Here is an 18,026-nt window from a genome sequence, read left to right as displayed (position 1 = left end):
TCAGCACTAGGAAGGCGGCTTGTCCAAAGATGACATTGCTGCCAGAATCAGTGCCCATGGTCGACTTGGCGGCGAGCTACGTCGCGGGCAAATGGGTGTCGAGCGGCAGCGCAGAGCAGATGGACGTGACGTCCCCCACCACCGGTAAAGTGCTGGGCACCGTGGGTATCGCGGGCAGCGACGAGGTGGACGCCGCCGTGGCGGCCGCTCGCGGGGCGTTGCGGTCGTGGGGACGCACCTCCCCCGCTGATCGCGGCGCCGCACTGGGCCGTCTGGCCGACGCACTGACCGCACGCAAGAGTGAGCTGGCCGATCTGGCCACCGCGGAGATCGGCTCGCCGCGTTCCTGGAGCACATTCGGTCAGGTCATCACCGCCGCCGGCGTGCTGCGCGCCTACGCCACCATCACCCCGGGCCATCCGTTCTCGTCGAGCCGCCCCTCGATGACGGGCGGCAGTGTCGAGGTCCGCCAGCTGCCCGTCGGCGTGGTGGGTGCGATCGTGCCGTGGAACACGCCGCTGTTCATCGCCGCGCTGAAGCTCGGTCCCGCGCTGGCCGCCGGCTGCACGGTGGTGCTCAAGCCTGCGCCAGATGCGCCGCTCGGTTTCGGCGTGCTGATGGAGGCGATCGAGGAAGCCGCGATACCCGACGGAGTGGTCAATCTCGTCAACGGCGGTGCCGCGACAGGCGAGATGCTGACCGAGCATCCGGGCGTGGACAAGGTCAGCTTCACCGGATCGACGGCCGTGGGCGCCAAGATCGCCGCGTCGTGCGGCTCCCGCATCCGCCGCTGCAGCACCGAACTCGGTGGCAAGTCGGCGGCCATCGTGCTGCCCGACGCATCGCTGACGGAGACCGTGACCGGTCTGGTCAGCGGCGTGATGGGCAATAACGGCCAGCTCTGCGCCGCGCTGACCCGAATCCTCTTGCCGCGCAGCCGCTACAGCGAGTTCGTGGACGCACTGACCACCGCGGTCGCCGATCTGACGGTCGGAGATCCGGCCGACCGGTCCACCGACATCGGGCCGCTGATCAACGAGGCTGCACGCAACAGGGTCGAGGGGTTTCTGCAGCGGGCGCGTGCCGAAGGCGCCACCGTGGCGACCGGCGGCGAGCGGCCCGAAGGCACCGGCTGGTTCGTCACCCCCGCCCTGGTCGAGGCGACCAACGACATGGAGATCGCCCGCGAGGAGGTCTTCGGTCCAGTCGCGGTGGTCATCGCGTATGACGACGACGGCGACGACGTGTCGGAGGCGGTGACCATCGCCAACGACTCGCGCTACGGGTTGGTCGGCGCGGTGTGGTCGGCCGACGAGGAGCGTGCGGCGTCGGTGGCGGCACAACTTCACGTCGGATCGGTGGCGGTCAACTCCACGGCCGTGCTGGACTTCGCCAGCCCGTTCGGCGGCTTCAAGCAGTCCGGCATCGGCCGCGAGGGGGGGCCGGAAGGCATCACCGGCTTCATCGAATATCAGGCCATCATCCGCTAGGCGGAAAGGAACAATCGCATGCAGACCCAGGCAGCGGTGCTGTGGGAGCGCAACACACCATGGTCGATCGAGACCATCGATCTCGACCCGCCGAAAGCGACCGAGGTACTGGTCGAGTTGCACGCGTCCGGTATGTGCCACTCCGACGACCACCTCGTCACCGGTGATATGCCGATCCGGCTGCCCTGCATCGGCGGGCATGAGGGCGCGGGGGTGGTCAAAGCCGTCGGCGACCACGTGTCCTGGCTGGCGCCCGGTGACCACGTCGTGTTCAGCTTCATCCCGTCCTGCGGCCGCTGCCAGTCGTGCTCAACCGGCCACCAGAGTTTGTGCGACCTCGGGGCAAAGATCTACTCCGGGATGCAGATCCACGACAACACCGCCCGGCATCACGTCAACGGTGAGGATCTCGCCCTGGCCTGCGGTGTCGGCTCATTCGCACACCACACCGTGGTGCACGAGGCGAGCTGCGTGAAGATTCCGCAGCACTACCGGCTCGACCGGGCGTGCCTGCTCGGCTGCGGCTTCATCACCGGTTGGGGTTCGTCGGTGTACGCCGCCGAGGTGCGGCCCGGCGATACGGTGGCGATCGCCGGAGTCGGCGGCATCGGCGCCGCGGCGGTCCAGGGGGCGCGGCTGGCCGGCGCACGAACCATCACCGTCATCGACCCCTCGGAGTACAAGCGGGGTGAAGCGGTGAAGATGGGTGCAACGCACACCGCTGCGAACTGGGACGACGCGAAAGGCGTTGTGGCCGAAGCCACTTGGGATAGGGGTGTGGACAAGTTCATCTGTGCGATGGGCGTGGGCGACGGACAGCTGGTCGGGCAGGCACTGGCCATGACGGCCAAGCGCGGCAGATTGGTGGTCACCAACATCCACCCGATGTTGGAGCGTGAGATCAGGGCCAACCTGATGGACCTCACGCTGACCGAGAAGCAGATCATCGGAACCCTGTACGGCTCGGGCAATCCGCGCGCGGACATTCCGAAGATCCTGGAGTTGAGCAGTGCCGGACAAGTGGATCTGGATTCCATGGTCACCCGCACCTACCCGCTGGAGAAGGTCAACGACGGCTACGCGGACATGCATGCGGGCGCCAACATCCGCGGCGTGTTGATCTACCCGCCGGCCGAGTCGTCGCTGGGCTGACCGCACGGTCAGGGCAGCGCCCATGCCGCGACCGTTCTGTCTGCTCGGCGTTGGGACCGAGCAGACGGAACGGATGGGTGAGCACACCGGCGACGAAAGTCGCCGGGAAGAGCGCTGATCCGGTCGCGCAGCACCGCTACCCGACGGCCGGCGGCGCTCCGCGCCGATCGGCCGGCCTGGTGGGGTGACCCTCGGGACGAATCGGCCTCGGCGAGTGCCCGCATGGCTTCAGGGGCCGAGGTCACCGACGATGCCGCGGCATCCCCGAGAACACCACCACAGTGCCTCGCGGAGCAGCAGCTCAGACGGTCGGATGCACGGCCTCCCAGCCGCCCCCTTCGGCCGAGCGACGGGCGGCGTCGATCACCGCAAGGGACAGCAGGCCGTCGTCGAACGTGGCCGCGGTGCTCGGGGCGCCCTCGAACGCGGGCAGCCAGTCCTCCAACATCAGCGCCATCGCCCTGCTCGCGTGGCCTGCCAGCCCCTTCGGCAGGTACTCCGGGTGGGCGGGTTCGCGCTCGTTGACGGGCAGCGGGCTCATCCCATCGTCGGCCGCGGCGCCGGCCAGATACTCAGCCGAACGCAGAGCACCGTCTCCGGTGATCGTGCCGTCGGAGCCGAACAGTTCCAGGCGGTAATGGTCGGCGTGGGCACCCATCACCGAAATACTCAGGATGGCAGTCACCCCGGATTCCATCCGCATCAGCAGTGCCGCTGTGTCGTCTGCGGTGATGTGCAGGGTCTCCCCGTCGGGCAGCTCGCGGACCGGATCGCTGGTGCGCACCTCGGCACACACGGACTCCGGACGCCCGAGCACACTGCACAGGAAATCCAAGTCGTGCACCAGCATTCCGGCCAGATACCCACCGCCCTGATCCCGGTCGTACATCCAGCGGGCCTGCGGCTGACGGCTGGGATGCCAATAGGACGCGCTGCGGCTGACGCGCGCGAGGTACGGGCTGCCCAGGAATCCCGACCGCAGCTTGTCGGCGACTGCCAGCCAGTCCGGATTCCACCGGTTCTCGAAGCAGCAGGCGGTGGGCCGGCTCGACTTGTCCGCCGCGCGCACCATGTCGCGCGCCGCGTCGAGATCCCCGGCCAGCGGCTTCTCACACAGGACGGCTTTGCCCGCATCCAGCGCGGCCAGGGTCATGTCGCGGTGCAGCACGGTGGGCGTGGCGACCGAGATGACGTCGAGGTCGTCACGAGTGACGAACGACTGCCAATCGGTGGAGGTCTCGTCGATACCCAATCGACCGGCGACCCGTTCCAGCCGCTCAGGCGTGCGCGCGCACAGCGCGACCGGCTCGAAGCCCTGTGCCGCCCGGAACCCGGGCACCTGCACATGAGCGCCCCACCCCACACCGATGATGCCGACGCGCAGGCTGGTGGGTTCTGTCATGCGTACTCCTACGGTTGTGCGACACCGACAATGGTGACACTGATGTTAGATAACCACGATCACGAGGGGAACACTTTCCACGCAATTGAGGAACTGTCGAGCACCCCGACATTGCCATGAGGTGACACGAGTGCCAGAATCGGTAGTTGTGAGCGCCATCGACATCGATGAACAGCAATTCGCACCGCTGATCGATCTGCGGTGGTGGCAGGACCGACCAGGTGAACGCACCGAGCTCTACCGGCGGCTTCGCGACGCCGGCGGTCCGGTGTTCGTGCGCACCAACCGCCCGGATGCTGCCCGGCCCCGCGGGTTCTGGGCGGTCGGCGCGCATCGCGACATCGCCGACATCAGCCGCCGGCCGGAGGAGTTCAGCTCCGGTCAAGGCACCCAGATCTTCGATCAGACCGCCGAGATGCGCGAGTACCGCGGTTCGATCATCGACATGGACGACCCCGAGCACATGCGGCTGCGCAAGATCGTCTCGCGCGGCTTCACCCCCCGCATGCTCTCCGAGATGCGCGGTCTGGTCGAGGAGACCACCGCAGAGATCCTGGAGGAGATGCCGGCATCCGGCGAATGCGACTTCGTCGCCGCGTTCGCCACGCTGCTGCCGCTGCGGATCATCGACAACATGCTCGGCGTGCCACGCGAGCACGAGCAGTTCATCCTGCAGGCGACCAACGTGGTGCTCGGCGCCTCAGATCCGGAGTATGTGCCCGACCAGAGCGTCGCGGGCATCGAGGCGGCAGTCGCCCGCACCAGTGAGCAGCTCATCGAACTGCTCAAGGGCATTGCCGAAGACCGCATCGCACATCCCCGCGATGACGTGATCAGCAAGCTGGTCACCTCCGACGAAGAGAACCTCACCCCGCAGGAACTGGCGAAGTTCTTCATTCTGCTGATCGGCGCGGGCAACGAGACCACCCGAAACGCGCTCACGCACGGGCTGTTGATCCTCAGCGCACATCCCGAGCAGCGGGAGCGGCTGTTGGCGGACTACGACGAGCTGGCTCCGACGGCGGTCGAGGAGATCCTGCGCTACTCGAGCCCGGTGATTCACATGCGCCGCACCGTGACCCGTGACGGGGTGACGTTGACCGATGGGGCGGGACAGGTCACCCATACCTTCAACGCGGGCGAGAAGGTCGTGCTGTGGTACCCGGCGGCGAACCGCGACCCGGCGGTCTTCGACAACCCCGAGACCTTCGACGTCGCCCGTAAACCCAACAACCACATCGCGTTCGGCGGTCCCGGTCCGCACTACTGCCTCGGCGCGCACCTGGCCCGCCTCGAGCTGAACGTGGCCTTCCGGATGCTCTACGCGCGCTATCCAGACATCACCGCGGCCGGCGAGCCCGTCATGCTGCGATCGAACTTCGTCAACGGCATCAAACACCTGAAGGCCACCTACACACCATGAGCACAGAGGCGGCGGTGCTGTCCGACATCGCGGACGGCGTCATGACGATCACCCTGAACCGGCCCGAGGCGGCCAACGCGGTACGGCCCGACGACCGCGATGCGCTCATCGGGTTGCTGGCCACCGCCGACGCGGACGAGCAGGTCCGCGTGGTGGTGCTGCGCGCCAACGGCAAGCACTTCTGCTCCGGCGCAGACGTGGGGTCGCTGGCCGAGCGACGCGCGCGGGTGGAGAAGCGGGTGCTGGACCCGACCCGACGCATCATGAACGGAGCCCAGAAGCTGGTGGCCAGCGTGCTGGACTGCACCAAGCCGGTGATCGCCGCGGTGCACGGCGCGGCGACCGGCTTGGGCGCCCACGTGGTGTACGCGTCCGACCTGGTGATCGCCACTGAGAACGCCTACTTCGCGGAGTCCTTCGTCAAGCGCGGGCTCGTCGTCGATGGCGGCGGCTGCTACCTGCTGCCTCGAAGAATCGGCATGCAGAAGGCCAAGGAGATGGCGTTCTTCGGCGAACGGCTCACCGCCGCCGAGGCGTTCACCCTGGGTCTGGTGAACCGGGTGGTCGGCGCCGCCGACTTCGACGCCACGGTAGCCGACTTCGCCGGGCGGCTGGCGGGGGCGCCGACCAGCGCGATCGCGTTAACCAAGCGGCTGCTCAACGACTCCCCCGACACCGACCGGTCGGGCGCGTTCGTCGCGGAGGCGATGGCGCAGGAGATACAGTCCTATGCGCACGACTCCACGGAGGGCGTGCAGGCGTTCATCGAGAAGCGTCCGACCGAGTTCACCGGGTGGTGAGGATGGCTCGCGCCGACATTCCCACGATCGACTCCGCCAGCGCTCCTTACTGGGATGCCGCCCGGCAAGGACGACTACTGATCGCTCAGTGCACGGCGTGCGGCAGGGTGCACCACTACCCGCGACCGTTCTGCCCGTACTGCTGGAGCGAGAACGTGGCGCCCGTGCAGGCCAGCGGAACCGGAACGCTTTATACGTATTCGACCGTCTACGTCAACGATCTGGCGCCCTTCAAGGAGCGGCTGCCCTACGTGGCGGCGATCGTGGAGTTGGACGAGGGACCACGCCTGATGACGACGATCGAAGGCGTTGAGCCCGAACAACTCCGGGTCGGCATGCCGGTTACCGCGGTCTTCCGCCCTGTCGACGACGCGGATCCCGACAGCCCCTTTCTGACCATCTTCACACCCGTAGAGGAGCCCGCATGACTGGACTACTGGACGGCAAGGTCGCCCTGGTGACCGGCGCAGGCCACGGCATCGGCCGTGGCCACGCGCTCGAACTGGCCAAGCACGGCGCCACCGTCATCATCAACGACCTGGGCACCAGCCTGTCCGGCGAGGGCAGCGGCAAGGTGGCCGACGAGGTGGTGGCGATCATCGAAAGCCGGGGTGGGACGGCAGTTTCCGACTTCAGCGACGTCGGCGACGAGGAACAGGTCGACCTCGCGGTGGAGCGCGCTTACTCACAGCTGGGCCGGCTGGACATCGTCGTCAACAACGCAGGTATCGTGCGCGACAAAGCGATCTGGAACATGACCGTCGACGACTTCGACCTGGTGATGCGGGTACACGTCCGTGGCAGCTGGCTGACCAGCCGTGCGGTGGCCCGCAAGTGGCGGGCCCAGGCGAAGGCCGAGGGCGGAAAAGTGTACGGCCGCATCATCAACACCACCTCCGGCGCTGGACTGCACGGCCACTTCGGGCAGACCAACTACAGCGCAGCCAAGGCCGCGATCGTGGGACTGACCCAGACCCTGAGCCTGGAGTTGGCATCGATCGGTGCCACCGTGAACGCGATCAGTCCCGGCGGGCGCACCCGGATGTCCGCATCCATGCCCGGGGCGGCCGCGCCGATCGAACCCGACGAGCGCGACGAGGACGACTTCGATCCGAAGGACCCGTCCTTGGGTTCCCCGGTGGTGGCCTGGCTTGCCAGTCCCGAGGCCGGACACATCAGCGGTCAGGTGATCCGCGCGATGGGTGAGAACCTGCAGCTGCTCAAGGGCTGGCATGCGGCTGCGTCGGTGTCCAACGGCCAGAAGCGCTGGGATGCAAACAAGTTGGGGGCGATCATGGCCACCGACATCTTCGGCACCCGCAACACGGGACTGCGTCTGGGCGGCTGAGCCGGTCGGAGTACACGCTCCACGCGTCACCGATTCGGCGAAGCGACTCAGCCCGTCGGCCCGAAGAGCGAGTGGAGCCGGTCGGGCGTGCTGCCGTGCAGTACCAGTTCGTCGGCACCGGCCGCACGGTAGCGCTGGAAAACGTCATGACAGGCGCGTGCCGATCCGATGGCGGCAGCACTGCCGGTCCACGCCGCGGGTAACACCGAAGCGACCTCGACGAGTTCCTCCCGGGTGAGTACAGAGTCCGCCGAACCCCTGATCCCGGCGAGCAGCGGATGGGACCGCAACCGAGCCAACGGTTCCGGATCCCACTCGTTGACTGCCGCCAATCGCTCCCCGAAGCCGGGAATCTGGTAGTAGGTCACCGCCCGCGCACCTACCACGGCGACCTCCTCCGCCGGGGGCAGATCGCACGCGACGACGACGGTGGCGTACACCCGGACGCTGCCCGGCGGCCGACCCGCCGCCCGTTCGGCGGCACGGACGATCTGCACCGACCGTCCCACCGCCGCAGGGGTCAGGAACGGATGCAGCAGCACCCCGTCGAAGTGGCGGCCCGCAAGCCCGAGGCCTTTGGGGCCGATCGCCGCGAACACCAGCGGCGGCACAGGTTGCTCGGGTACGTCGTTGAGCCGCAACGACGGATAGGTGCCCGCGGGTCCGTCGTAGCGCACCTTCTCCCCGCGGCAAAGGCGCCGGAAGATGTCGGCGTGATCGACGATCGAGGCATTGCTGGAACGGGGTAGGCCGACCGCCGTCCACATGGCGTCGACCGAACGTCCGACGCCGAGGACGAAGCGCCCACCCGAGAGCGCCTGCGCCGTCATTGCCAGGGACGCCAGCAGCGCGGGATGCCGGGATTGCAGATGCGTGATGCCCGAGGCGATCCGGATCGTCTCCGTAACCTGGCTTACCGCGCCTGCGATCACCCCGAGGTCCTTGGTCCCCCACCGCTCGCTGAGCCACACCGTGCGCAGGCCGAGGCGCTCGGCCGCACGCGCCTGATCGACCACGGCACCGGGATCGGTGACTCGTCCGGGTAGCACGTAGGCGCCGAGCGGGACGCCGCTGGGCTGGTTGCCGTCCATACCCGCTATTCTGACAGTAGTGTCCAGGTCGGCGGCGAGGGAATCCTGATGGCGTACACATCGGCGCGCGGCGACGTCGGCGACCGGGTGGTCGAGGTGCTGCACACGTGGCTGCCTCCCCGGTTGGCGCCGGCCGGCATGACCACCTTCGATATCTCCGAATTCACCTCGCCTCAGGCCGGCTTTTCGGGCAGGACGGCCTTCTTCACCGCGTCCTGGACCGACCGAACCGGCACACATCACGCGGAGGACCTGGTACTGCGCGCACAGCCCGACGATCACCAGTTGTTCACCGCGCCCGACGCTCCGCGGCAGGCCGAGGTCATGCAGCGGCTTGGCGCACAAGGCATTCCGGTGCCACACGTCGTCGGCATCGAACGCGACGCGTCGATCCTGGGGACGCCGTTCTATCTGATGCGACGGGTGTGGGGGCGGACGCCCTCGGACGTTCCGAGTTGGCACAAGCGGGGCTGGACCGTCGAACTCTCCCCGGCGGAACGGGGGTTGCTGTGCGACAACGGCTTACGCGCATTGGCTGCCGTGCACCGCATCGACGACCCCGACACGCTGCGGTTCCTCCGCGGCGAGGCCGACCCCGATCGGACACCCCTTCAGCGCTATCTGGACAAGCTGCGAGGCTGGCACGACTGGTGCCGTGCCGACCTGACGGTGGGCGCGAACACGCTCACGCAGGCCCTGCGGGTGATCCTCGAGGCGGCCCCTGATACCGATGCCGAGACGGTCGTCTGGGGGGATGCACGGGTCGGGAACATGTGCTTCGGCGACGACCTGTCGGTGGTGGCGCTGTTCGACTGGGAGACCGCCGGGACGGGGCCGCCCGACATCGACCTCGGCTGGTGGCTCATGTTCGAGCGTTTCCTATGTGAATCGCTCGGATTCACCCGCCCACCGGGCGTTCCCGACGATGACGAGACGGTGCGCCGCTACCTGCGGTTCGGCGGCTCACTCACCGGCGACATCGTCTACTACCAGCTGCTGGCCGCGTTCGTCCTGTCGCTTATCAACAATCGGCTCGCCCGGCTGCTGGTCCGCGACGGGTTGGATGCCGAGACGGCCACCAGCTATCCGCGGGCTTCAGTCGCGCTGGTGGAGCGGTACCTCGACCAGATCTGAGGCGTCGACTAGAACTGCGCCATGCCCTGGTCGACGGACAGCCGGGTGGCCGTCACGAAGCGCGACTCGTCCGACGCCAGCCAACACACCGCCGCCGCAACGTCTTCCGGCTCGCAGGCCCACTGCGGCAGGAACGGCGTACCCATGTTGTTGAGCGTGGGATTCGTCTCGATGGCGGAGAACAACGCCGCGATCATGTCCCCGCCGCCCATCGGGGTGTTGACTGGCCCAGGGTGCACGCTGTTGACCCTGATGTCGTGCTTGCCCAGCTCCGCGGCGAAGGCCCTTGCCATCCCGGTCACCGCATGCTTGCTCGCGGTGTAGTGCACCATGTACGGCTGCACCTTCACACCGGCGTAGGAGCTGATCAGGATGATGGATCCACCACGGCCCCCGTCGATGATCCGCTGCGCCCCGGCCATCACCGTGTTCCAGGTACCCGTCACGTTGACGTCGATGATGTCGCGGAACGACTCGGGTGTGATCTCGTTCCACGGCGCAGGGATGCAGATGCCGGCGTTGGCCACGATGACGTCGAGTCGCCCGTAGGCCTCGACGCCCTCGTCGACGGCGGTCCGCAGCGCGTCCAGATCACGAATATCCGCCGCGGTGGCCATGATTCGGCCACCTGCGGCCTTCACCTCCTGCACGGTCTCCTGGAGGTCATCTGGGGTGGCGGACGGGTAGCGCACCGAGTCGGGCAGCGGTCCGGCCAGGTCGACGGCGATGATGTCGGCACCCTCCTCGGCCATCCGCACTGCGTGCGCGCGGCCCTGCCCTCGCGCGGCGCCGGTGATGAACGCGACCTTCCCCGTCAGTCGACCTGTCATCATCGTGTCCTTTCGGTTGTCGAGTCGACGTCATCGAGGGCGAGCGGGCCCTCCCGGACTGCGGTACCCAACAGGCCTAGGCCAACGCGGGCCTCGGCCGCAGCCTCGCGGCACGCCGCGATGTCCTTTCGCAAGAAAGGTCCGGCCAGCTCAGCGAATCGGTCCATGCCACCGATGCGCTCAGCGTGCGCCGCCGCATGGCTACCTGCGCTGCACACCTGCAGCGTGGACAACAGCACGTCCGGGTCGACGCCCAGCTGTGTGCCCAGTTCCGTTGCCGCTGCCAGGAGTTGAGCGTTGGCGGCGAACAACAGGTTGTTGATCAGCTTGAGCGCCAAAGCACTGCCGAGCGTGCCGGTCGGTACCACCGGATCGGCGTAGGCGGCCAGGACTGGCGTCACGGCGGCAACGGCGTCCCCCGGCCCCCCGAGCAGCACGGTCAATGTGCCTGCAGCGATGTCGTCCGCGGTACCGCTGACGGGCGCGTCGAGCACGACCGGGCCGGAGGACGAATGGTCCCGCAACGCCGCGAGGGTGGCCACGGTCCCGGTGGTGTGTGAGACGAACACAGCACCGGGCTTCGCGTTGGCGATGAATCCGTCTGGGCCGAGCCCGGTTTCGCGAAGCTGCGCATCGGAGAACAGGCACGAGATGAGCACGTCGCTTCGGTGGGCCAGGTCGGCGACCGAATCGGCCAGCGCCGCGCCCTTGGCTTCTAGTCGGCGCCGGGCGTCCTCGCGTCTGGCGTACACCAAGACGTCGTGGCCGGCGCCGAGCAGACGCTCGACCATCGGTTCTCCGAGTTGCCCCGCACCGAGGAACCCGACTGTATCGGCCACTGCGCTCCTAAGCGTCGACTGTTTCGCCGACCGGGACGACGGTCGGCACCCATCGAGCGATGCGGTCCCACAGCCGGCTGCGGTGGCTTGAAAAGTTGTGACAGTGCCCCGAATGCGGTACGACGTGCAAGGTCACGTCCGGGGAACCGATGTAGTTGATCGGCTCGGCATGCGGGTTCGGCGATACGTCCAGTGCCGCGCCAAACGCGAGGAAGACGGGCACGTCAAGCTGCGAAGCGTAATTCGCAACGAATCCCGGGGTGGTGACCTCGGCCGCCGCTCGCACCGGTACCCGGCTTTGTGCTGCGGTGTCCGCATCGATGACGTCCTGCGGAACCTCGCCTGCATAGAACAGATCCGCGAGGTACGCCCGAGGCGCGAAGGTGTGGATGTCGGTGGGCTTGGCACCGGTCAACTGACAAGCCGCGGCGATGGTCTGTTGAATTCGAGCTTCCAGATCGGCCTCGTCGGCGGTGTCCTGGTACACGTTGGTGATCTGCACGCCGTAGCCCAGCAGCGCGACGGCGTCGTACGGGTGGCCCATAGCCTGCACCATCGTCGTCAGACAGGCGCCCATCGAATGGCCGACGCCCACCAGCGGGAGGGTGACCGGAAGCTGGTCGTGAATCTCACCGCATCGCAGTCGTTCCCGAACCTGGCGGGCAACTTCGGCATCGCCCTTCGCGAGTAATTCCAGGCCCAGGGATCCCGACGCGATCGGGTCGTCACTCTCCCCGATCCCGAGGTGGTCGACCGCGATCACGACGAACCCCGAGTCGGCCAGGTGTTCGCCGAAGCTGTATCCGGGATGGCCGTCGACATCGAGGTGCCAGTACTGCTTGTCGTACGTGCCTCCGGCCAAACACAGAAGCACGGCACGCGCGTCGTCGGGTCGCTCAGGCAGGAACGCCCACGCCCTCTGTGTCAGCTGCTCGCCGGACCCCACGGCATCGGTGACATCGAATGTCAACGAAAGTCGCATGCGCTGATCTCCGGGGCGAAGCGGGCGACCGCATTCTCGACGGCGAGCCGTACTTCTGGTCTTGGTCCGAGGGTCTCGCCGGAAGCCCGTCGTCGTGCCACATGCGTCCAGCGTGCGCCGCACGCTCGCGTCAGCGCCACGTCAGGTTCAGCGAATCCACGCCGAACACCTGTCCGCCGTGCTCGATGGGCTCCCCAGCGAGTTCGTAGTCCGGAATGCGCTTGTGCCACTCCTCCAGGACGACGGCCAGCTCCTGCCGGGCGAGGTGCGAGCCGAGGCAACGGTGTGGGCCGCCGCCGAAGGACAGGTGACGCGTGACGCCGCGGTCGAGGTCGACTGTGCGGGCGTCCGGGTAGGCCTCCTCGTCCCGGCCTGCGAATGCCAACGAAAAGGACGCCATGTCGCCCGCCTTCACAGGGCAGCCGTGGAAGTCCATGTCCTGAGTGGCTTTTCGGGCGGTCTGCACGATGGGATAGACGCGGAGGATCTCCTCGACCGCTCTTGGGATGAGCTCTGGGTCGGCGACGATCCTGGCGCGGTCGCCCGGATGGGTGGCCAGGTGCAACATCGCGTAGGACAGCTGGTTGGAGACCGTGTCGAGTCCGGCCATGAACAACAGCAGGAGGCAGTTGAGCAGCTCCAGGTCGTTGATCGGTTCCCCGTCGATGGTCCAGTCGATGGCCTTGCTGACGATGTCGTCGGCATCCGGGTCCCGGTTCTCACGGCGCTGTTGAATCAGCTCGGAGAAGTAGCCCATCACGTGCGTCATGCCCTCGAGCCGGGTGGCGTTGACCTCCTCGCCCACGCCGCTCTGATGCAAGATCATGTCCTCCCACGCCAGGAACTTCTCGAGATCCTCGACGGGCATGCCCATGATCGTCAGGAAGACGGTCGACGGGAACACCCGCGCGATCCGTTCCACGAAGTCGCACCCCTGCTCGCTTGCGAGCTGGTCGATGAGTTCGCCGGCCAGCTTCTGCTGTGCCCCGCGCAGACCCTTGACGCGGCCGGGCGAGAAGTACTCCGCCAGCACCTGGCGCCACTTGGCATGGTCGGGCGGGTCGATCATGATCGGGATCCACTTGTAAGGCGGCTCCGGCTCCGTCGGCACGATGACGCTGCTGGACCAGAGCTCCGGATGCTGCAATCCGTCCAGGATCACCGCGTTCTCGGTGAACACCCAGTAATCCATGCCGGCCTCGGTGTTGCGGAAGACCGGCCTGGCCTCGTCCTGACATTCGTCTAGCAGGCGGAAGTGCGTCAGCGCCGGCGAGTCAGGAGTATTCATGTCGATGTTCTTGACGGGACATGCTGCGGTGGGCTGACTCTCGCTCATGTTGTCCTTCCGTAGCGGCCGCGACCGAGCACGATGTCGAAGCTGATTCGTCCGCCATGCTACGGCAGTCGACTGTCACATTTGATCGAAACCAAGGCCGTTGTCAACCCAACGACTCATCACACTAGGTTAGCTATGTCATGTGACCGACGCAATACCCGCCGACTCCACCCGGGATGTCAACGAACGGCGAAGCCGGCGTCGAGCGGCCAGGCCACGCGCCGACGAGGTTGACGTCGATGATGTCTGCGCCGTCCGCCGCGAGTCTGACCGCGTGCGCGCGCAAATCTGGCCGCGGGCGGCTCAGGTGATGAAGGCAACTTTGCCGTTCAGATGTCCCACACGTCCAGCACCTGGTGTCTAGAACGCACTTCCGGTGTGAATGCGGGCCAGCCGCAAGCCTTCCTGTGGATCATCGACTTCGATGTCCCAGTTGCCGCAGGAGCACGTGCAGCGGTAGTGACCATTGAGCGGCAGGATCGCCTGGCCGTCACACGATCCGCCGGTGTTGGCGATACTGGTGAGGAACTCCAGCGGCTTTTCGTGCAGTGCGCTGTCATCGGACATCGAACTACTCCTCAATCCTGTCGGCTGTGCCGACCCGGAACACCGGCAGCATCCACCCGTCGGCGATCGCGGTGAAGTCCACGCGCACCCGCATGTCGATCTGCACCTCGGCGGGTGCGACGTCAATGATGTTGGACACCAGTCGCGCACCCGGGGCGTCGGGCAGGTCGAGCACCGCGGGCACGAGCACGAGATCGGGCATGCCGGGGAATCCGTGCACGACGGCGAAGCTGTAAACGACGGCCTCGCCGCTGAGTTCGACCCAGTTGACGGTCTTCGACTGGCAGGAGGGGCAGAACGGGGTCGGCGGCAGGCGGAAGGTGTGGCAGTCGGCGCACTGCGGCGCGACCAGCCGACGTTCCTTCGCAGCCTGCCAGAACGGCTCGGTGTCCTTGTTGACCGCGATCCGGACGTGCTCGCCGGGGAGCGTGGTGGACCGGTTGACCGCAGCGGTGCTCACGCGGCCTTCCCCAGGATCAGCCCACTGACGGGCAGGCTCGCCGGTCCGCCAGTGACCAGCGCGAGTTCGGCGTCGAGGACCTGATTAACGGCGGTGCCGCGCATCTGCTCGACTCCTTCCATGATGTGGGTCATCCCGATGATGTAGGCCTCGGAGAGCTGACCGCCGTGGGTGTTGACCGGAATCGAGCCGCCGTCATACCGGATGGCGCCGCTCTCGACGAACGCGCCACCCTCCCCCTTGCCGCAGAACCCGTAGTCCTCGAGCTGCATCAGGACCATCGGGCTGAAGTGGTCGTAGAGCAGGGCCACGTCGATGTCGGCCGCGCTGATACCCGCCTGCTCGTAGAGCCGCTTGGCGATGGGCGCATTGCCCGAGGATGCGAAGTATTCGTCGGGCATGCCCATCCAGGCGAACGCCCTCCCCCAGTCGCGAACCCCGCCGTGGGCGGCGGCGACCACCGGCACCGGAGGCTGCTTCAGATCCTTCGCCCGATCAATGCTGGTGGTGATCACCGCGACGGCGCCGTCCGTCTCCTGGCAGAAGTCATAGAGACACAGAGGTTCTGCGATCATCCGCGCGTTGAAGTAGTCGTCCAACGTAAGTGGTTGGCGGTGCATGGCCTTCGGGCGATTCAACGCATTGCTCCGCGTCGAGAGCGCAATCTCGGCGAATGCCTCACGGCGGGTGCCGTAGAGGTGCATGTGCCGGCGCGCCAACACCGACATCAGCTGACCTGGGCCGAACAGTCCCGACGGCTGCAAGAACGAGTTGATCGGATCAGGGTCCATCGCCGAGAACACCGACCCCAACCGCTGTTTGGACTGCTGCAGTGCCATCACCGTGACCACCACCGAGGCATCGCCCGCCACGATGGCCGCCCGGGCCAGCCCGATCGCGCCCGCCGAGCCACCCCCACCGGAGGTCAGCGCGGCGGTGAACCGGACCTCCGGAATGCCCAGGGTCTCAACGAAGTCGGCGGTGTCCATCTTCTCGGTGTAGCCCGCGCTGGCGCCCGAGTAGTACGCGAAGCCGTCGATCTCGGCGGCCGTCAGACCGGCGTCCTGGCAGGCGGCCAAGATCGCCTCGCCGGCAAGCTCGGTGATCGACTTGGGCAACGAGCCGCCCCGCTTGTAGTAGGGCGTAGCACCGATGCCGACGATGGCGACGTCGCGCAAGCCGGTCTTCATTCCGGAAGTCGTCACGGACTCAGAACTTTTCGGCTGGGACGGGCGGGACGTCGGGGAACAGTTCGTAGAACGTGCCCTGGGTGATGCGCAGTCGAGTCTCGTCACTGATGCCGTCGAAGAGTCCCTTCAAGGTGTCCTGGGTGTGACCGAAGGTGCCCTCCATATGCGGGTAGTCGCTGCCGAACATCACGTTCTTGTAGCCCATGTGCTCGAACGCGGCGACCGCGGTCTCGTCGTGCTGGAACGACGCGTAGACCTGGCTGTAGAGGATCTCCTTCGGGTTGCGGCTCAGCTTGGGCCGCACGGCCATGTGGTGCTGCCGGTAGCCCTCCAAAAGGCGGTCACCGAGGAACGGCACCCACGTCGCCCCGCCCTCGGAGATCAGCACCCTGAGGTTTTCGTGGCGGTCCAAGGCGCCGGAGGCCACCATCTTCATCGCCGCCCGCTGACCGGAGAACGTCGTCTCCGCGTAGTTCATGATCGCGCCACCCGGGCCGCGATACACCTGCCCCGCCCCGCCCGATGCGCCGCCCACGGTCATGTCGACGGGGTCGGTGCCGATGTGGAAGGCGATGACCATGCCCGCTTCCTCGGCGGCGGCCCAGAACGGTTCCCACTCCTTGCGGTGCCAGTCCGGCGCGCTGGGATGCGGTGTGGTCGGCAGGAAGACCGCCTTGAAGCCGTTGTCCGCGGCCCAGTGCAATTCCTCGACCGCATCCTCCACGACCAGGGTCGACACCTGTGCGGTCACCACGTACCGCGGCGACACCGCGCAGATCTCCTCCAGGGCCCACTCGTTGCTGGCCCGCATGCACGCCTTGAGGAGTTCGGGGGTGCGGAAAGTGGAGGCCCACATGCCCAACGACGGGAAGATCACCTCCCCCCAGACACCCTCTTTGTCCAGGTCGCCCAGCCGTGCCCTGGCGTCGCGGATGCCTTGCGGCTTCATGCTTTCCTCGATGAAGGCTGTCATCGCCGACGACGGCAGCTTGCGCCGGAAGATCTGGCCGTCGACCGAGACGGTTTCGTACTCGCCGTCGGGATCCTTCTCGGCATGTGGCGTCAGCTCGGCGAGCCGTTTGGGTAGCCGGGACCGCCACAGGTCATCGGGTTCGAGGAAGTGGGAGTCGCCCGAGTTCGTCCAGATCATGCTCATTGATCCTCCGTGGGTCCGGTTGCTCACCTGATGATGTCAGCTGATCCGCCTCAAGTCCAGCATTTCTAATGCATCGACATTATTATTTTGGGAGACGATGAACCGCCGGTAAGACTGAGGTGGACTGGGAGGAAATTCATGACGGAGCTGGGCATTGAATCGGGCGCTGGTGCGCGCCGGCGCAATGCCTCGGGTGAGTCGACGCGGGTGATGCTGATGGAGGTCGCCGAGCGGCTGTTCGCGACGCGCGGCATCGAAGCGGTGACGCTGCGGGAGATACAGCAGGCCGCCGGGCAGTCCAACACCTCGGTCATCCGCTACCACTTCGGCTCTCGCGACGGACTGATCCGTGCGCTCGTCTCATACCGCCAGGCGTCCCTCGGGAAGGATCGCCGCGAAATGCTCGCGACCATGCGTGAGCAGGGCAAGGAAGCCGATCCCCGCGCGGTGGTGTGGCTGCTGGTTCGCCCTATGGCGAACAGCATCGCGAACGGCGAGATGTTCGTGCCTTTCCTGGCCCGGCTGAGCGAGGATCCGCGGGCGCGCAACGACTACTGGCCGGATCACGTGGACGACGATTGGACCCAGGAGAAGCTGGAGGAACTGGTCGACGCCGCGTTGCAGGACCTGCCAGAGCGGGTCCGGCGTGGACGGACGTTCCAGCTGTACATCAGCCTGATCAACGTGCTGGCCGCGGCCGCCCGGTCGGGGCACGGACTCAGTGAGGCACAGCTGCACAACTACGTGGACACCTGGGTCGGCATGCTGACCGCGCCGGTGTCGTACGAGACCCGTGCGCTGATCGCCGACGACCACTCCTGATTCA

The 18,026-nt window shown here is 66.9% G+C and carries 18 protein-coding genes; 8 read left to right on the top strand and 10 right to left on the bottom strand.

Features of this window, described 5'->3' with window-relative positions; genetic code table 11:
• The first annotated feature begins 29 nt into the window (after positions 1-29).
• Together G6N49_RS02765 and G6N49_RS02760 are read left to right on the top strand one after the other, a co-directional pair.
• Complete coding sequence (locus tag G6N49_RS02765) at positions 30-1,490, top strand: aldehyde dehydrogenase (RefSeq protein ID WP_083044718.1); 1,461 nt, start codon at positions 30-32, stop codon at positions 1,488-1,490.
• A gap of 18 nt (positions 1,491-1,508) precedes the next feature.
• Complete coding sequence (locus tag G6N49_RS02760; RefSeq protein ID WP_011856446.1) at positions 1,509-2,642, top strand: Zn-dependent alcohol dehydrogenase; 1,134 nt, start codon at positions 1,509-1,511, stop codon at positions 2,640-2,642.
• Between the two features lie 301 nt (positions 2,643-2,943).
• Here G6N49_RS02760 and G6N49_RS02755 read toward each other — a convergent pair whose 3' ends face one another.
• Entirely contained in the window at positions 2,944-4,044 is a 1,101-nt protein-coding gene (locus tag G6N49_RS02755; protein WP_083044719.1) for a Gfo/Idh/MocA family protein, read from the bottom strand.
• A 148-nt stretch (positions 4,045-4,192) separates the two neighbouring features.
• Between G6N49_RS02755 and G6N49_RS02750 the strand changes: the two genes are divergently transcribed.
• Genes G6N49_RS02750 through G6N49_RS02735 form a run of 4 tightly spaced genes read left to right on the top strand, consistent with a single transcriptional unit; the run spans position 4,193 to position 7,615 of the window.
• Positions 4,193-5,467, top strand: a complete 1,275-nt coding sequence (locus G6N49_RS02750; RefSeq protein WP_041925113.1) for a cytochrome P450 — start codon at positions 4,193-4,195, stop codon at positions 5,465-5,467.
• Positions 5,464-6,267 carry an enoyl-CoA hydratase/isomerase family protein gene (locus tag G6N49_RS02745; protein WP_011856449.1) on the top strand — a complete coding sequence of 268 codons (804 nt, stop codon included), beginning with the start codon at positions 5,464-5,466 and terminating at the stop codon, positions 6,265-6,267. The genes G6N49_RS02750 and G6N49_RS02745 overlap by 4 nt, the downstream gene beginning before the upstream one ends.
• Before the next feature lie 2 nt (positions 6,268-6,269).
• Positions 6,270-6,695: a Zn-ribbon domain-containing OB-fold protein gene (locus G6N49_RS02740; RefSeq protein WP_011856450.1), complete on the top strand. Its 426-nt coding sequence runs from the start codon at positions 6,270-6,272 to the stop codon at positions 6,693-6,695.
• Positions 6,692-7,615 carry an SDR family NAD(P)-dependent oxidoreductase gene (locus G6N49_RS02735; RefSeq protein WP_011856451.1) on the top strand — a complete coding sequence of 308 codons (924 nt, stop codon included), beginning with the start codon at positions 6,692-6,694 and terminating at the stop codon, positions 7,613-7,615. The genes G6N49_RS02740 and G6N49_RS02735 overlap by 4 nt, the downstream gene beginning before the upstream one ends.
• A 47-nt stretch (positions 7,616-7,662) precedes the next feature.
• On the opposite strand, the gene G6N49_RS02730 is transcribed toward G6N49_RS02735, so the two are convergent.
• The gene (locus tag G6N49_RS02730; protein WP_083044720.1) at positions 7,663-8,706 is read right to left on the bottom strand and encodes a TIGR03857 family LLM class F420-dependent oxidoreductase; all 1,044 of its coding nucleotides are present in this window, start codon (positions 8,704-8,706) and stop codon (positions 7,663-7,665) included.
• A 48-nt stretch (positions 8,707-8,754) separates the two neighbouring features.
• Between G6N49_RS02730 and G6N49_RS02725 the strand changes: the two genes are divergently transcribed.
• Positions 8,755-9,840 carry a phosphotransferase family protein gene (locus G6N49_RS02725; protein ID WP_011856453.1) on the top strand — a complete coding sequence of 362 codons (1,086 nt, stop codon included), beginning with the start codon at positions 8,755-8,757 and terminating at the stop codon, positions 9,838-9,840.
• 8 nt (positions 9,841-9,848) lie between these two features.
• Here the strand turns inward: G6N49_RS02725 and G6N49_RS02720 are convergent, their stop codons facing one another.
• From G6N49_RS02720 to G6N49_RS02685, 8 genes are all read right to left on the bottom strand, one after another.
• Positions 9,849-10,670, bottom strand: coding sequence for a mycofactocin-coupled SDR family oxidoreductase (locus tag G6N49_RS02720; protein WP_041925345.1), 822 nt, complete (start codon positions 10,668-10,670; stop codon positions 9,849-9,851).
• Positions 10,670-11,509, bottom strand: a complete 840-nt coding sequence (locus tag G6N49_RS02715; RefSeq protein WP_083044721.1) for an NAD(P)-dependent oxidoreductase — start codon at positions 11,507-11,509, stop codon at positions 10,670-10,672. The genes G6N49_RS02720 and G6N49_RS02715 overlap by 1 nt, the downstream gene beginning before the upstream one ends.
• 7 nt (positions 11,510-11,516) lie before the next feature.
• Positions 11,517-12,383 (bottom strand): alpha/beta hydrolase, encoded by an 867-nt coding sequence (locus G6N49_RS02710; protein WP_235679599.1) that lies wholly within the window; start codon positions 12,381-12,383, stop codon positions 11,517-11,519.
• A 238-nt stretch (positions 12,384-12,621) separates the two neighbouring features.
• The gene (locus G6N49_RS02705; protein ID WP_083044723.1) at positions 12,622-13,779 is read right to left on the bottom strand and encodes a cytochrome P450; all 1,158 of its coding nucleotides are present in this window, start codon (positions 13,777-13,779) and stop codon (positions 12,622-12,624) included.
• A 408-nt stretch (positions 13,780-14,187) separates the two neighbouring features.
• The gene (locus G6N49_RS02700) at positions 14,188-14,394 is read right to left on the bottom strand and encodes a hypothetical protein (RefSeq protein WP_011856458.1); all 207 of its coding nucleotides are present in this window, start codon (positions 14,392-14,394) and stop codon (positions 14,188-14,190) included.
• Positions 14,395-14,398: 4 nt separating this feature from the next.
• Positions 14,399-14,854, bottom strand: a complete 456-nt coding sequence (locus G6N49_RS02695; protein WP_011856459.1) for a Zn-ribbon domain-containing OB-fold protein — start codon at positions 14,852-14,854, stop codon at positions 14,399-14,401.
• Entirely contained in the window at positions 14,851-16,044 is a 1,194-nt protein-coding gene (locus G6N49_RS02690) for a thiolase C-terminal domain-containing protein (RefSeq protein ID WP_011856460.1), read from the bottom strand. Before G6N49_RS02690 ends, G6N49_RS02695 begins: the two co-directional genes overlap by 4 nt.
• 19 nt (positions 16,045-16,063) lie before the next feature.
• A complete protein-coding gene (locus G6N49_RS02685) occupies positions 16,064-17,200 on the bottom strand; it encodes an amidohydrolase family protein (RefSeq protein ID WP_011856461.1) in 1,137 nt (378 codons plus the stop codon).
• Between the two features lie 138 nt (positions 17,201-17,338).
• On the opposite strand from G6N49_RS02685, the gene G6N49_RS02680 reads away from it, so the two are divergent.
• Positions 17,339-18,022 (top strand): TetR/AcrR family transcriptional regulator, encoded by a 684-nt coding sequence (locus G6N49_RS02680; RefSeq protein ID WP_011856462.1) that lies wholly within the window; start codon positions 17,339-17,341, stop codon positions 18,020-18,022.
• The last annotated feature ends 4 nt before the right edge of the window (positions 18,023-18,026 follow it).

It is taken from the genome of Mycolicibacterium monacense, assembly GCF_010731575.1.
Classification (GTDB): domain Bacteria; phylum Actinomycetota; class Actinomycetes; order Mycobacteriales; family Mycobacteriaceae; genus Mycobacterium; species Mycobacterium monacense.
This window is presented reverse-complemented; position numbering and strand designations above follow the sequence as displayed.

What these genes read in the sequence shown, in the direction of transcription:
- G6N49_RS02765 (WP_083044718.1), top strand. Translation starts at nt 30, where the DNA reads ATGACATTGCTGCCAGAATCAGTGCCCATGGTCGACTTGGCGGCGAGC.
- G6N49_RS02760 (WP_011856446.1), top strand. Translation starts at nt 1,509, where the DNA reads ATGCAGACCCAGGCAGCGGTGCTGTGGGAGCGCAACACACCATGGTCG.
- G6N49_RS02755 (WP_083044719.1), bottom strand. Translation starts at nt 4,044, where the DNA reads ATGACAGAACCCACCAGCCTGCGCGTCGGCATCATCGGTGTGGGGTGG.
- G6N49_RS02745 (WP_011856449.1), top strand. Translation starts at nt 5,464, where the DNA reads ATGAGCACAGAGGCGGCGGTGCTGTCCGACATCGCGGACGGCGTCATG.
- G6N49_RS02740 (WP_011856450.1), top strand. Translation starts at nt 6,270, where the DNA reads ATGGCTCGCGCCGACATTCCCACGATCGACTCCGCCAGCGCTCCTTAC.
- G6N49_RS02735 (WP_011856451.1), top strand. Translation starts at nt 6,692, where the DNA reads ATGACTGGACTACTGGACGGCAAGGTCGCCCTGGTGACCGGCGCAGGC.
- G6N49_RS02730 (WP_083044720.1), bottom strand. Translation starts at nt 8,706, where the DNA reads ATGGACGGCAACCAGCCCAGCGGCGTCCCGCTCGGCGCCTACGTGCTA.
- G6N49_RS02725 (WP_011856453.1), top strand. Translation starts at nt 8,755, where the DNA reads ATGGCGTACACATCGGCGCGCGGCGACGTCGGCGACCGGGTGGTCGAG.
- G6N49_RS02720 (WP_041925345.1), bottom strand. Translation starts at nt 10,670, where the DNA reads ATGACAGGTCGACTGACGGGGAAGGTCGCGTTCATCACCGGCGCCGCG.
- G6N49_RS02705 (WP_083044723.1), bottom strand. Translation starts at nt 13,779, where the DNA reads ATGAATACTCCTGACTCGCCGGCGCTGACGCACTTCCGCCTGCTAGAC.
- G6N49_RS02700 (WP_011856458.1), bottom strand. Translation starts at nt 14,394, where the DNA reads ATGTCCGATGACAGCGCACTGCACGAAAAGCCGCTGGAGTTCCTCACC.
- G6N49_RS02690 (WP_011856460.1), bottom strand. Translation starts at nt 16,044, where the DNA reads ATGAAGACCGGCTTGCGCGACGTCGCCATCGTCGGCATCGGTGCTACG.
- G6N49_RS02685 (WP_011856461.1), bottom strand. Translation starts at nt 17,200, where the DNA reads ATGAGCATGATCTGGACGAACTCGGGCGACTCCCACTTCCTCGAACCC.
- G6N49_RS02680 (WP_011856462.1), top strand. Translation starts at nt 17,339, where the DNA reads ATGACGGAGCTGGGCATTGAATCGGGCGCTGGTGCGCGCCGGCGCAAT.